The sequence below is a fragment of the Paenibacillus sp. DP01 genome, from assembly GCF_044784315.1.
GTDB classification, from domain to species: domain Bacteria; phylum Bacillota; class Bacilli; order Paenibacillales; family Paenibacillaceae; genus Paenibacillus; species Paenibacillus polymyxa.
In genome coordinates, this window is the sequence record NZ_CP173059.1 from 4,357,064 (window position 1) to 4,370,308 (window position 13,245).

The window sequence follows — 13,245 nt, forward strand, 5'->3', positions numbered from 1 at the left end:
AATTTCACCAACCTTTTTCCGAATCGGTTTGATACATAAGGGTAGCCCGTACATCCGCAATAAGATACAGCGTGCCGGACACCACCCCCAGATCTTCCGCTTCCGTATGTGACTGAAGCAGGTTTAAAGCCTTTTTCCAGTCACCTTCTACAATAATTTTTAAATCCGTTTTGGCATAAGACGGCCGCAGCTTCTCCACGAGATGAGCCAAATCAGCGGCATTCATTTTGCGGCGAAAATCGGGCTCGGTCAGGATAAGCGTATCCACTAGTGGCAGTATATGCTGCAAGTATGCCTCATGATGCTTGTTTGATAGCATCCCCATCATTAAAACCAATTTTTTGTACGAATACACTTGTGGGAGACTCTTGGCCAGCGTTTGTGCCCCTTCTGGATTATGAGCCCCATCAAGGACAATTCTCGGCGAGGTACTGACTTGTTCGAGACGCCCTGCCCAGGCAGCTTGCCTAAATCCCTCCAGCAGATCCTCATCATCCAACACAAAAGCCATATACTGACGTAGGACTTCAAGTGCCATCAGAGCTCCTGCCGCATTAGAACATTGATGCTCACCTAACAACGTGATGTCGATTTCCATATGTCGGAAGGGTCCGGCGAATGAAAAGGTCTGACCTGTTTCATTCCCGTTTAACCGTTCATACGTAAATTGTTCTCCTGCCAGGTACAAGGTAGCTCCTTGCTTGGTCGCCGTTTCACGTATGACCTGAATAGCCTCGGGCTGGGAAACACAACTGACGACAGGTACACCCGGCTTGATGATCCCAGCCTTTTCTCTTGCAATCTGTTCCAGTGTATCTCCCAAAATGTCCGTATGGTCATAGCCGACATTCGTAATGACCGAAACGATAGGACTCACGATATTAGTTACATCCATCCTTCCCCCGAGGCCTGTCTCCCATACCACAACATCTGGAAAAGCTACCGTAGCATAGTACAAAATAGCCAACGCTGTGGACACCTCAAACATCGTAGGTGATCCCAACTCACTATCTGCGATTTCTTTCACCAACGGATACAAGCGATTGGCCAGTGAAACCAGCGTTTCATCTGGAATATCGGTCCCGTTGAATTGAAAACGGTTCGTAAATCGGGTGATGTACGGAGAAGTAAAGGTCCCAACATCGTATCCACATTTCAGAAGCACAGAGGTTAGAAAGGCACAAGTCGAGCCCTTACCGTTGGTTCCTGCAATATGAATAAATTTCAGATGTCGTTGCGGATCACCCAGCCTACTCATCAGCTGTTCGATTCGCTCCAGTCCGGGTCTAATGCCAAACGGAATCAACCCATTAATCCATTCCACTGCTTCATCATAACTTTGTAAAGGGGCTATGTCGCCGCCCCTGATCGTATCTGACATCCTCTTCACCTTCAGGTCATTTTATTGTGAGTGAAATTATCCCTTGAGTTCTTCAATACGTGCGATAACTTTAGCGCGCTTATCTGAGTAATCGGCTTGCTTGGCCTTCTCTTCCTCGATGACTTTGGCTGGTGCCTTCGCCACAAAGCCTTGGTTGGAGAGTTTTTTCTCCACGCGCTCCACTTCACTGTTCAAATGCTGAAGTTCTTTTTCAAGTCTGCTAATTTCCTGGGCAATATCTAGCAGTCCGGCTAACGGCAGGTATAGCTCTGCGCCGCTAACAATAGATGTCATGGCTTTATCTGGAGCGGTGAACTCTAAGCCTGCGTCGAATTCAGACGTGTTACAGAATCGACGTACATACTCCCCATTGCGGTTAATGATATCAAGAACGGCTTGATCGCCGGGTTTTATGAGCAATTCAATTTTTTTACTCATCGGCACGTTGACTTCAGCGCGGATATTGCGCACAGCACGAATCACGTCGATCAGCAAATTCATTTCAGCGACCGCGTCCTTATCCTCGAAAGCAGGATCGTAAGCAGGCCAAGCGGCCAGTGTGATCGTTTCTCCCTCATGCGGAAGATGCTGCCATATTTCCTCGGAGATAAACGGCATGAACGGATGAATCATGCGCAGTGTCCGATCCAAAACGTATGCAAGTACCGATTGTGTTTTCTTTTTCGCCTCTGCATTATCGCCATATAGGGAAAGCTTCGCAAACTCAATGTACCAGTCGCACAAATCATCCCAAATAAAGTTATACAGAAGGCGGCCTGTCTCGCCAAATTCATAAGCATCTATTAGACGCGTGATGTCGCGTGAAGTTTCGTTTAGACGGTGCAGAATCCAACGGTCAACGGTGCTCAAGTCACCAGTAATGTCTATATCTGCCGCAGTGACGCCTTCCAGATTCATCAGCGCAAAGCGTGATGCATTCCAGATTTTATTGGCAAAGTTACGCGCCTGCTCCACACGTTCCCAGCGGAAACGAAGATCTTGTCCAGGTGTGCTGCTGGTGGAGATCATATAACGCATTGCATCGGTACCATATTGGTCGATCACGTCGAGCGGATCAACACCATTGCCCAGGGATTTGGACATTTTTCTTCCGTCCGCGTCACGAACCAAACCGTGCATAAGTACATCCTTGAACGGAATCTCTTCCGTGAACTCCAGCGCGGTAAAGATCATACGCGATACCCAGAAATAAATAATGTCATAGCCTGTCACCAGAACATTCGTCGGATAATAGCGTTTGAGATCCTCTGTCTGCTCAGGCCAACCTAGGGTCGAAAACGGCCACAAAGCAGAGCTGAACCAAGTATCGAGTACATCCTCATCCTGTTTGAGCTTTCTACCGGCATATTCAGGCAAAGTGGTAGGGTCCTCCGCCGATACAATAACTTCTCCGGTCTCCTCATCATACCAAGCCGGAATACGGTGTCCCCACCATAATTGACGGGAAATACACCAATCTCGCACATTTTCAATCCAATGCAGATAAGTACGCTCAAAGCGATCCGGTACAAAGTTTACACCGTTGCCAGCCTTCTGTGCTTCAATCGCCTTAGCTGCCAGAGGCTTCATTTCCACGAACCATTGCGTCGACAGATAAGGTTCTACAACTACGCCAGAACGCTCACTATGACCTACTTGGTGTACATGCTCTTCAATACGAATCAGTACACCCTGCTCTTTCAAATCAGCGACGATTTGCTTACGGCAATCGCTGCGATCCAGTCCCTGATATTTGCCTGCTTCAGCATTCATCGTTCCCGTCTCGTCCATCACCGTAATTTGAGGCAACTGGTGACGTTGACCCATTTCAAAGTCATTCGGATCGTGAGCCGGTGTGATTTTAACCGCGCCGCTACCGAAATCTTTATCTACATAGTCATCCGCAATGACCGGAATTTCACGCCCGATGATTGGAAGCACAAGCGTTTTGCCGATCATTTGCTTATAGCGTTCATCTTCTGGATGTACAGCTACAGCCGTATCGCCCAGCATCGTTTCAGGGCGTGTAGTGGCTACAGTAATAAATCCGCTACCGTCTTTCAGAGGGTATTGCAGGTGATACAGATTTCCGTTCACCTCTTTGTATTCCACCTCAATATCCGACAATGCGGTACGTGCAGCGGGGTCCCAGTTAATGATGCGTTTACCGCGATAAATCAGACCCTTTTTGTACAGTTTAACGAATACTTCGCGTACCGCTTTGGACAGTCCCTCATCCAATGTAAAACGTTCACGAGAATAATCGAGAGAAAAACCCATTTTCTCCCATTGATTGTGGATATTGTCCAAATAAAGATCTTTCCACTCCCACACTTTCTCCAAAAACTTCTCACGGCCCAAATCATAGCGAGTCAAACCTTCTTCACGTAGCTTCTGCTCTACTTTTGTTTGAGTAGCAATACCTGCATGGTCTGCCCCTGGCAGCCACAAGGCATCATAACCCTGCATCCGCTTGGCGCGGATAATAATATCCTGCAAAGTAAAGTCAAGAGCATGTCCAATATGCAACATACCCGTAACATTCGGTGGTGGAATAACGATAGTAAAAGGCTCTGCCTCTGGATGTTGCCCGGCACGGAAATAGCCCTTCTCCATCCACGTTTTGTACCATTTTTGTTCTGCTGATTTGGGATCGTACGTTGTTGGCATTTCCAAGGTTGTCTTGTTGTCTTGTTCTGACATATCAGGATACCTCCATGATTTTCAATTGGCAAATAAAAAAAGCCCTTCATCCTCAAAGGACGAAAGGCTGTTCTCTCGCGGTACCACCTTTGTTTCACCCCTAGTGCATGTATCCACTGATCCATTACACATGGTGTGACACTTTATGCAGATAACGGTTGCGGACCGGCCTTATTCTACCGTGAACCTCTTACCTTCCGAAGGAATGAAATGAGGAACCGTTCAAACAGGCGACTCCCGGGTGACTTCGGCCAGTAGCTTCCTGCGGAACCTCACAGCGCTGCAATTCCACTCTCTGAAGGGCTTGCTGCCTACTCTTCCCGATCTCAGTCTTTCAATAACTATACCACATCATACATTTCCCATTGACTATAGTCAACACCCATTTCTCATTGACGATAGTCAGCACTTGGTCGCATGTTTCAGCAACCGAATCAAGGGATGTACAATACCTGCCCTTCTTCTACATGATGCTCTGCCAATCTATTATACAATTGAAGCTCCCGTGTGCTGAGCTGATAACGGTCTGCTATCGTTTCCAGTGTATCCTCGCGCTGTACAATGCATAACCGCACCTTGCGGAAAGGCGTTTCATCCTGTGTATGGAAAAAAAGATTTTTCCACTTGGCATCCTCACGCTCTTCCTCGGCTTTCTGATCCTGACCTTGCGGTTCATGTTCCAACTGCTGCTGGTGTTCGGCTTCCTTCACCGAACGGCTGGATTGAAGCAATGATGAGTAGACAACCGGGTCCGGCTCGTCTGCTCCTTCATTCTTTTTACTGTTAAGCGCCACGCGCATCTCTGGCTTTTCCTCAGTAAAGGTATCCTGAACTTCATGGTTTACCTGTTCTGACGCTTCAGGCCTGAAGTCAAAGTCATTCGCCTGACTTGCTTCCAACTGCGGCTCCAGATAAATCTCCGACTCTGTGGCAGAATGTGGCTCTGACAGCAAAGGGTCGTATGCTACATTAGGAGATGCAGAGGATACTTTGGGCTCGTTCCCTTCCGTCTCTGCTTCCTCTTGCTGAAATGCCCACACTTCCGACGCCTCCTGCTCATGCTTAACTTCGGAAGAGCTGTCTTCAACTACTTTTCCCGTCCACGGCTCATAATATCGGTTCGGATCTACTATCGGATCATAAGCTTGATGCTCCAATGATGGCTTCTGTTCCCCTTGATCCTCTGACGACTGTTCCCAGTAAGCTGACTCTTGTTGTGCGGGTACTTTGTATGAAGTTTCCGGGTCTGAAATGTTGTTGTATACCGAGTCTTGGGTAGAATAAGCCTCTTCGTGACGATGCTCTCCAGCGCCGTAAAGAGATGGAGCCGGATGTTCAGGTGCATGCACCACAGTAAATTCCTCATCCAGCCAAACCGCAGTCTCCTCTGCATGCGAGCTTTCCACCCCATGCAAAGAAAGCACCCCTGTAATGTTTAGACTACGTAAAGAGAGCAGGTCCACATCAAAATTTTCAATCTCCACGGAGATATCTTCCAATCTTCCTACCCGGTTAAGCGGAATGGTAATTTCCACAGGGATCAAATGATGAAGCTCGCTCGTGATCTGTTCAGGTGTGCGGTACACGCCCTCCAGCAGCAAATGCCCTCGCAAAGCGGCATGGTCGCCGTGGGTTACAACCTGAATGCGTGGCAGAAGCTCAATTTCCTCCAACTCGGCAATCCCGGCAGCTTCCTCCGTCAAATGAATGCGTTCATAAATATCAAAACGCAAGCCTTGCGGCTGATCATTCTGTTGTTTATTCAAGGATGGCATCCTCCTTTGGGCAGCCTCCGCACATCCTCTGACTCGTGTCAGGCGCACGGAAACTCCATATTGCAAACCGTTTCTAGGTTCAAGTATATGCGCCAAAATAGAAGGCATGCCATCTTTTATAGCTGTTTGTGCAGCTTTTGAAAATCATCCGGCCAAGCATCCTCGACGATAATCGTTTCGCCGCTCAGCGGATGACAGAAGGTGAGGCGCTCTCCGTGAAGGGCCTGTCTGCCAAAATCAGCAGCACGACCGCCGTATAATACGTCCCCAAGCAAAGGATAGCCAGCATGACTAAGATGTACGCGTATCTGGTGCGTCCGACCTGTCTCCAGCGTCAGATACACGAGACTGACCGCATTCGGACCACTCCCCCATACTTCTCCAACTTCCACATGGGTAACCGCCTTCTGTCCAGTTGGGGATACACGGCGGCGCTGTTTATGATGCCTATCCTTGCCAATCGGCCAATCCAACGTCCGCAGCGATGGAGGTACTTTCCCTCGTACCAAAGCTACATAACGACGACCGATGTCTTTAGCTCGCATTTGTTTGTCCAGCTTGAGCAACGCAAATTCATTTTTGGCATAAAGCACCGGGCCTGTCGTGTCCACATCCAGACGATGTACATGCCGTACTGCTGTATGAATGTCGTTGATTTCATAATAGGATGCGACAGCATGATCCAATGTTAGCGGACCATCCTTTACACCACCGTCTGGATGGACCGCCATCCCCGCTGGTTTGTGTACAACCAAGCAAAAATCATCCTCGTATAGTATCTTCAAATCATACCAACGTGGGATGACGCCGAGGTCCACTACAGGAAAAAGGGCCAGCCGCAGCCGGTCCCCTGTAAGTTCAATCCCTTTTTCATGCCGTAGCCTGCGCCACAGCTTGTCCGGTAATCCCAGACGGTTCAGCAACCAGCGGTCCACAGCTTCAGCGCGATTTTCATCAGTTGCAATTTCTCGCCCTGGTGTGACTTCCAGCCACGGTCCTCTTCTTTTCCAGCTGCCTTTCCAACTCATAGACGTTTGAGCGCGCGGTAGTTCGCTTCAATGGTCGCATCAATATCCTCAACTGTATGCACACCTGATACGAACATGCCCTCAAATTGAGATGGAGCTACACTAACGCCCTCATTGACCATTTCAGTAAAGTAACGGCGGAAGTGGTCCTGATTACTCGTTTTAGCAGTGTCAAAATTGACAACCTTCTCGTCTGTGAAGAACGGACACACCATAGAACCGACACGGTTAATCGTGACAGGAATCCCCAGCTCTCGCGCGTTACGTTCGAATCCGGCTTGAAGCCGTGCTGCCCGCTCTTCCAGACGATCATATACTTCCGGTGTCAGCAATTTTAGCGTCGAATAACCTGCTGCCATAGCCAGCGGATTTCCGCTCAGCGTACCCGCTTGATAGATCGGGCCAGATGGTGCAATTTGCTCTAGAATGTCGCGACGGCCGCCATATGCACCTACAGGTAGGCCACCACCAATCACTTTGCCCAGACACGTAAGATCAGGCGTCACACCAAAGCGCCCTTGAGCAGAATGAAGTCCTACCCGGAATCCAGTCATCACTTCATCAAAAATCAGCAGACTTCCGTACTGTCGGGTTACCTCACGCAAACCTTCCAAAAATCCAGGCTGTGGCGGTACAACACCCATATTGCCGGCTACTGGCTCGACAATAATCGCAGCAATCTCTTCGCCAAATTTCTCAAAAGCCAGCTTCACCGACGCCAAATCATTATAAGGGACAGTGATTGTATGTGTGGCCACGACTTCAGGTACACCCGGACTATCAGGTAGACCTAGGGTCGCAACACCAGAGCCCGCTTTAATCAGCAAGCTGTCTGCATGACCGTGATAAGAACCTTCAAATTTAAGAATTTTACTGCGTTTCGTAAATCCACGCGCGAGTCGGATCGCACTCATTGTTGCCTCGGTTCCCGAGTTGACCATTCGAACAATGTCCATGGAAGGAACACGCTCACATACGAGCTTGGCCATTTCCGTTTCCGCAAGCGTTGGGGCTCCGAAGCTGGTTCCTTTTACAACAGCAGCCTGTAAGGCTTTAACCACTTCAGGGTGCGCATGACCCATAATAAGCGGTCCCCACGAACATACATAGTCTATATAGGATTGACCGTCGATATCATATACACGTGATCCTTCCCCACGATCAATATATACCGGTGTTATACCCACGGATTTAAAAGCTCGAACCGGACTGTTTACGCCACCCGGAATATATTGTTTTGCCTCATCAAAGGCTGCTTTGGAACGCGTATCCTTGCGTACCGTTCGTTGTTCGTCGATCATTCTAATCACTCCTGTCTTCTGAAAAATACACTTATTGCTTCAACCATCTTGCCGCATCCTTGGCAGAATAGGTAATAATCATATCTGCACCGGCACGCTTCATGCTTGTCAGAATCTCCAGCACCATCGCCTTTTCATCAATCCAGCCTTGGAGGGCTGCCGCTTTGACCATTGCATATTCACCACTGACATTGTAAGCCACCATAGGCAAATCAAATTGGTCCTTAATGGTGCGCATTACATCCAGATAAGAAAGAGAAGGCTTCACCATCAGCATGTCTGCACCCTCCATCACGTCAGACTCCGCTTCCCGCAACGCCTCACGTGCATTGGCAGGGTCCATCTGATAGGATTTGCGATCACCAAACTGCGGCGCAGAATCAGCGGCTTCCCGGAAAGGACCATAAAAAGCAGACGCATATTTGACGGAATACGACATAATTGGAATATGCGAAAAACCTTCCAGATCGAGTCCCTGCCGAATCGCCTGTACAAAACCGTCCATCATATTAGAAGGAGCGATAATATCTGCACCGGCTCTGGCCTGAGAAACGGCTGTACGTACCAGCACCTCCAGAGATTCATCATTCAATACTTCACCGCACACTTCACCATCATGCTCATGCATGTGTACCATACCGCAGTGTCCATGGTCCGTAAACTCACACAAACAAGTATCTGCCACGACCAGCAGTTCGGGATAACGCGATTTGATCAAACGAGTAGCTTCCTGAACAATACCGTTGTCCACAAAAGCTGAAGTCCCTACACTGTCTTTGGTTTCTGGTATGCCAAACAGGAGCACAGCAGGAATGCCAAGCTCACTAATTTCTTTCAGTTCTTCCTCCAGCCGATCCAGAGAAAAACGGTATACACCTGGCATGGAGCTAATCTCCTGTTTCACTCCAGTACCAAATGTTACGTAGATCGGTTGGATGAAATCAGACGGATTCAAAACCGTTTCACGCACCATGCTGCGGATGGCAGCTGACTGACGCAAACGACGATGTCTGGTAAAAGGGACACTCATAATTACAAACCTCCATTTTTTTATACATTCATTTGTAAAAAATAAAATTTATAATGTCATAACCGTACTTGATTGTTTCCAGTCACATAGCGATTGAATTAGACTTTCAATGGTCGCCTTCTCTGACATCAAACTGACAGTCAATCCGGCTTGGGTTGCTGTCTCACCAGTTAAGGGGCCGATCACAGCGATCGTAACTCCCTCCAGCAGCGATACTGGATCACTGATCCCCATTTGTCTGAGGGCTTCCATGAAAAAGGTTACGGTTGAGGAACTGGTAAACGTAATCGCGTGAATGGCACGCTCCTCCAGCAGCTTGAGAAGTTCATCATCCTGTGTGTTGGCAGCCAGCACCGTTTGATACAAATCAGCCTCGGTCACATGCAGTCCCATCTCTCTCAGCTGATCCGGCAGCCATGAACGAGCGAGATCACCTCTTGGAAGAAATACGTTTTGCCCTGGTTGCAAATCTTGCTCGAACGTTTCAAGCAATCCCTCTGCCTGAAAAGGACCTTCGATCTGTTCTGCTACAATTCCGTGTTTTCGAAGTGCGTCTGCTGTGGCTGGTCCGACTGCGGCAATACGAGCTTTGTATAGCGCACGTACATCCTTGCCCTGTTCCTTTAAATGAGTGAAAAAGTATTCCACTCCGTTAACGCTGGTAAAAAACACCCAGTCATATTCAGGAAGTCGCGCAAACGCCTCTTTGATTTTCTGTTTTGCCTGCTCGTCCGAAGGGACGACGGTCTGGATAACTGGGAACTCATAAGGTTCGCCGCCAAGCTCCTCAATCCGGTGAACCAGACTGCTGGCCTGCGCGCGTGCGCGAGTAACCAAAATTCGCTTCCCAAACAAAGGCATATCCTCTGCCCATTTTAACTGTTCACGCTGATTGACCACTTCTCCGACAACGATGACGGCGGGCGGTTGAAAATTCGCTGCCTTCACCTTGGCTTCAATATCCGCCAGCGTACCCACTAGCGTATCTTGCTCGGCGCGGGTCCCCCAACGGATCAAAGCAACTGGAGTATCGGACGGCTTACCATGCTTTATCAGTTGATCACTGATATAGCCGATCTTCGCTACACCCATCATAAAGATCAGTGTACCCGTTGCGTTCGTTACTTTATCCCAATGAATACTTTTATCTAGTTTATCAGGACTTTCATGACCTGTAATGATAGACAGCGACGAGGCCATCTCCCGATGCGTAACAGGAATGCCTGCATAGGCAGGCACGCTGATGGCTGATGTGATGCCAGGTATGATTTCATAGGAAATACCGTGTTTACGCAGTAGCCCGGCTTCCTCGCCGACTCGCCCAAAAATAGTGGGGTCTCCCCCTTTGAGCCGGACGACTTTCTTTCCTTCCAAGGCTAAATCCACCAGCAGCTGATTAATTTCCTCTTGCTTCATGGTGTGACGATCTGGCAGTTTGCCGACATATATTTTTTGGGCCCCTGGCTTCATCAGCCCCAAGAGGCGAGGGCTTGCCAGTCTGTCATACACAATGACATCGCCCAGTTGAATGCACTCCCAACCCTTGACCGTAATCAATCTTGCATCTCCGGGTCCTGCACCTACTAAATATACCTTTCCCACCATTCCACTATCCCCTCACCTGCGCCAGAATCTGTTCCGCTCCTTTGGCTATCAAACTGGCCGCCACCGCTTCTCCCAGCTTCTGCGGATCATTTCCCTGGAGCGTTTCCTTCAAAATAACCTCGCCATCTGGCGAACCTACCATCCCTGTGAGGCTGATTTCTTGACCAGCCCAAACCGCATGAGCTCCGATTGGCACTTGGCATCCCCCATTTAACACACCCAGAAAGGTTCGCTCAGCCGCAACCGTAGCCGAGGTATCCTGGTGGTTGTAGAGTTTCAACAATGCCAATAGCTCATCATCGCTCGCACGGCATTCAATACCGAGCGCTCCCTGTCCTACTGCCGGTAAGCATGCCTCCTCTGGTATATAGGACGTAATGCGGTCTTTCCAGCCCATCCGGTGCAAACCTGCTGCTGCCAAAATGATGGCGTCAAAACCTTCCGTCTCCAGCTTTTTCAGACGGGAATCAATATTGCCACGTACTGGCTCTAATTGTAGATCAGGTCGCATGGACTTGATTTGACTGGCTCTGCGCAAGCTGCTTGTGCCCACCTTGGCTCCTAAAGGCAAATCCTCCAGACTCTTGGCGCCCAATGTAATTAGGCAATCGCGTGGGTCCTCACGGCGCGGTACAGCGCCATTGACAAGACCTTCCGGCAATTCGGACGGCATATCCTTCATACTATGTACTGCCATATCAATCTCACCAGCCAGCATGGCCTGTTCAATCTCTTTGACAAAAAGTCCTTTGCCACCCACTTTGGACAAGGTTACATCCAATATTCGATCACCCTTGGTCAGGATTTTCTTCACGACAAATTGTAAATCCAATCCATGCTCCGCGCACAGTGCATTCAAATCCTCAATGACATGCCCGGTCTGAGTTAACGCAAGAGCGCTCTGTCTGCTGCCTACCACAATTGTTCGCATGTTATTCCTCCTGATTTTGCGCAATCCATAGATCTATTTCTTTTTCGGTCCAAGCCATAAATTCATGACGTCGTATCTGTTCCAAAATTCCGCTACTCGCCAAGCGTCTTAATAGTTTGGTCCTTTGCTGTGGGGAACTTATCTTGCGTTTGATGACCTGTCGCATATCGTGCATGAAATCCAGATAAGGCTCGTATTCGCTACCGAACAACGTATCCAAGGCTGATGTAATATCAGCAGTCACAGCGGGGCCTGCCCCTTCGGTGGAAATACTAATCGTCAGTCTCCCTCGTCGGATGATGCCCGGCGTTATAAAATCTCCCTCTTCCGAGCGATCCGCCACATTTACCAGTATACCCCTTTGTCTGGCCTCATGCGCAACCTTATTATTCACTTCTCTCTGGTTCGTAGCAGCATATACAAGAAAGGCTCCCTGGAGGTCACCCTCGCGATATACGCGATTTACCCAGTGGAGCTGCTTGTGATCGGCCAGGATCTGCAAATCCGGCGTTATATTCGGGCTAATGACGGTAATGGATGCCCCACTTTCCATCACCCCCTTAACCTTTCGTTCCGCAATCCTGCCGCCGCCTACAACACAACAGAGCTTATTGTTACAATTCAACGAAATCGGGACAAAATGCTGCAAATGGCTTTTCACTCCCCCGTCCACTGATGAAATACAGACCAGGAATTCAGCAAAAAATTAAGAACTAGCAGCGTGTAGCCAACCAAAGACCACTTTGCCATGACCAGGCCAGAACGCTGGTTCAATCTTTTGCTCACTAAAAATACAATATACACGCATAAGGCAATCGCTGTCATCAGCACTTTGGTATCTAGCAAAAGACGCCAGCGTTCCTCGGCAATAATAGAAATAACAGCAACAACAATAGAAACTCCCAGCAAAGGAGTACCAATTAAAAGCGCCATATGTGTATACCGATCCATCATTTCCAGACTCGGCAGGCGCTTGATCGTGTCATTCCATTTCTTGACTTTCAATTTACGATGCAAAAACAGATACAACCCCGAAAATACAGCCGCTACCGTCATCGCGACAAAGCCAAGATTAGCCAGCGCAATATGAATCAGAAGCAGCCCATGTACGGTATGCCAATTTCCAAGCGGGTTGTCGATCGGCTCCATCCATATATTGTTGAGCACAAGAACAGCAAAACTAATGATATTAAGCAGCAACACCGCAAATTCCGATCGCTGATAACGTGACAGAATCAAAGAAATCAGTACCAGGATAAATGAGAACAGAAACAGAAAGTCGTAGGTCACAAAAATAGGAAGATGCCCTTCATTCCAGGTTCGCATTCCCATAAAAACAAGCTGGAGCATTACAACGACAATAAGAAGCCCTGTACCTGTCCGTTTAGCATTCGCATTGCGACGAATTCCATCCGAAAATACAAACAGAAGGCTCAGGGCAAAAACATAAATCATTGAATCATATATAAGCATGCCTGAGGCCACGTCTGT

The 13,245-nt window shown here is 48.5% G+C and carries 10 protein-coding genes and 1 other annotated feature; all 10 genes read right to left on the reverse strand.

The window, feature by feature from the left end:
* Positions 1-4: 4 nt before the first annotated feature.
* The 10 genes from ACH59B_RS19105 to ccsA all read right to left on the reverse strand — a co-directional run bounded on the left by ACH59B_RS19105 (position 5) and on the right by ccsA (position 13,239).
* A complete protein-coding gene (locus ACH59B_RS19105; protein ID WP_123797558.1) occupies positions 5-1,381 on the reverse strand; it encodes a folylpolyglutamate synthase/dihydrofolate synthase family protein in 1,377 nt (458 codons plus the stop codon).
* Between the two features lie 36 nt (positions 1,382-1,417).
* Positions 1,418-4,084 (reverse strand): valine--tRNA ligase, encoded by a 2,667-nt coding sequence (locus tag ACH59B_RS19110; RefSeq protein WP_017427418.1) that lies wholly within the window; start codon positions 4,082-4,084, stop codon positions 1,418-1,420.
* A 52-nt stretch (positions 4,085-4,136) separates the two neighbouring features.
* Positions 4,137-4,421: a binding site (T-box leader), on the reverse strand.
* Between the two features lie 97 nt (positions 4,422-4,518).
* Positions 4,519-5,850, reverse strand: coding sequence for a LysM peptidoglycan-binding domain-containing protein (locus ACH59B_RS19115; RefSeq protein WP_123797559.1), 1,332 nt, complete (start codon positions 5,848-5,850; stop codon positions 4,519-4,521).
* Positions 5,851-5,975: 125 nt separating this feature from the next.
* Positions 5,976-6,887: an RluA family pseudouridine synthase gene (locus tag ACH59B_RS19120; protein ID WP_123797560.1), complete on the reverse strand. Its 912-nt coding sequence runs from the start codon at positions 6,885-6,887 to the stop codon at positions 5,976-5,978.
* On the reverse strand, positions 6,884-8,188 hold the full coding sequence (hemL, locus tag ACH59B_RS19125) for a glutamate-1-semialdehyde 2,1-aminomutase (protein ID WP_025365649.1): 1,305 nt from the start codon (positions 8,186-8,188) through the stop codon (positions 6,884-6,886). The genes ACH59B_RS19120 and hemL overlap by 4 nt, the downstream gene beginning before the upstream one ends.
* 31 nt (positions 8,189-8,219) lie before the next feature.
* Positions 8,220-9,218, reverse strand: a complete 999-nt coding sequence (hemB, locus tag ACH59B_RS19130) for a porphobilinogen synthase (protein ID WP_017427414.1) — start codon at positions 9,216-9,218, stop codon at positions 8,220-8,222.
* 48 nt (positions 9,219-9,266) lie between these two features.
* Positions 9,267-10,823, reverse strand: a complete 1,557-nt coding sequence (cobA, locus tag ACH59B_RS19135; protein ID WP_123797561.1) for a uroporphyrinogen-III C-methyltransferase — start codon at positions 10,821-10,823, stop codon at positions 9,267-9,269.
* Between the two features lie 4 nt (positions 10,824-10,827).
* Positions 10,828-11,754 carry a hydroxymethylbilane synthase gene (gene hemC / locus ACH59B_RS19140; protein WP_039276194.1) on the reverse strand — a complete coding sequence of 309 codons (927 nt, stop codon included), beginning with the start codon at positions 11,752-11,754 and terminating at the stop codon, positions 10,828-10,830.
* A gap of 1 nt (position 11,755) precedes the next feature.
* The gene (locus ACH59B_RS19145) at positions 11,756-12,403 is read right to left on the reverse strand and encodes a bifunctional precorrin-2 dehydrogenase/sirohydrochlorin ferrochelatase (RefSeq protein ID WP_019688417.1); all 648 of its coding nucleotides are present in this window, start codon (positions 12,401-12,403) and stop codon (positions 11,756-11,758) included.
* Positions 12,404-12,411: 8 nt separating this feature from the next.
* Entirely contained in the window at positions 12,412-13,239 is an 828-nt protein-coding gene (gene ccsA / locus ACH59B_RS19150; RefSeq protein ID WP_039276196.1) for a cytochrome c biogenesis protein CcsA, read from the reverse strand.
* Between the last annotated feature and the right edge of the window lie 6 nt (positions 13,240-13,245).

Excerpts from the sequence above, each read along its gene's own strand:
- ACH59B_RS19105 (WP_123797558.1), bottom strand. The coding sequence starts at position 1,381 with ATGTCAGATACGATCAGGGGCGGCGACATAGCCCCTTTACAAAGTTAT.
- ACH59B_RS19110 (WP_017427418.1), bottom strand. The coding sequence starts at position 4,084 with ATGTCAGAACAAGACAACAAGACAACCTTGGAAATGCCAACAACGTAC.
- ACH59B_RS19120 (WP_123797560.1), bottom strand. The coding sequence starts at position 6,887 with ATGAGTTGGAAAGGCAGCTGGAAAAGAAGAGGACCGTGGCTGGAAGTC.
- hemL (WP_025365649.1), bottom strand. The coding sequence starts at position 8,188 with ATGATCGACGAACAACGAACGGTACGCAAGGATACGCGTTCCAAAGCA.
- hemB (WP_017427414.1), bottom strand. The coding sequence starts at position 9,218 with ATGAGTGTCCCTTTTACCAGACATCGTCGTTTGCGTCAGTCAGCTGCC.
- cobA (WP_123797561.1), bottom strand. The coding sequence starts at position 10,823 with ATGGTGGGAAAGGTATATTTAGTAGGTGCAGGACCCGGAGATGCAAGA.
- hemC (WP_039276194.1), bottom strand. The coding sequence starts at position 11,754 with ATGCGAACAATTGTGGTAGGCAGCAGACAGAGCGCTCTTGCGTTAACT.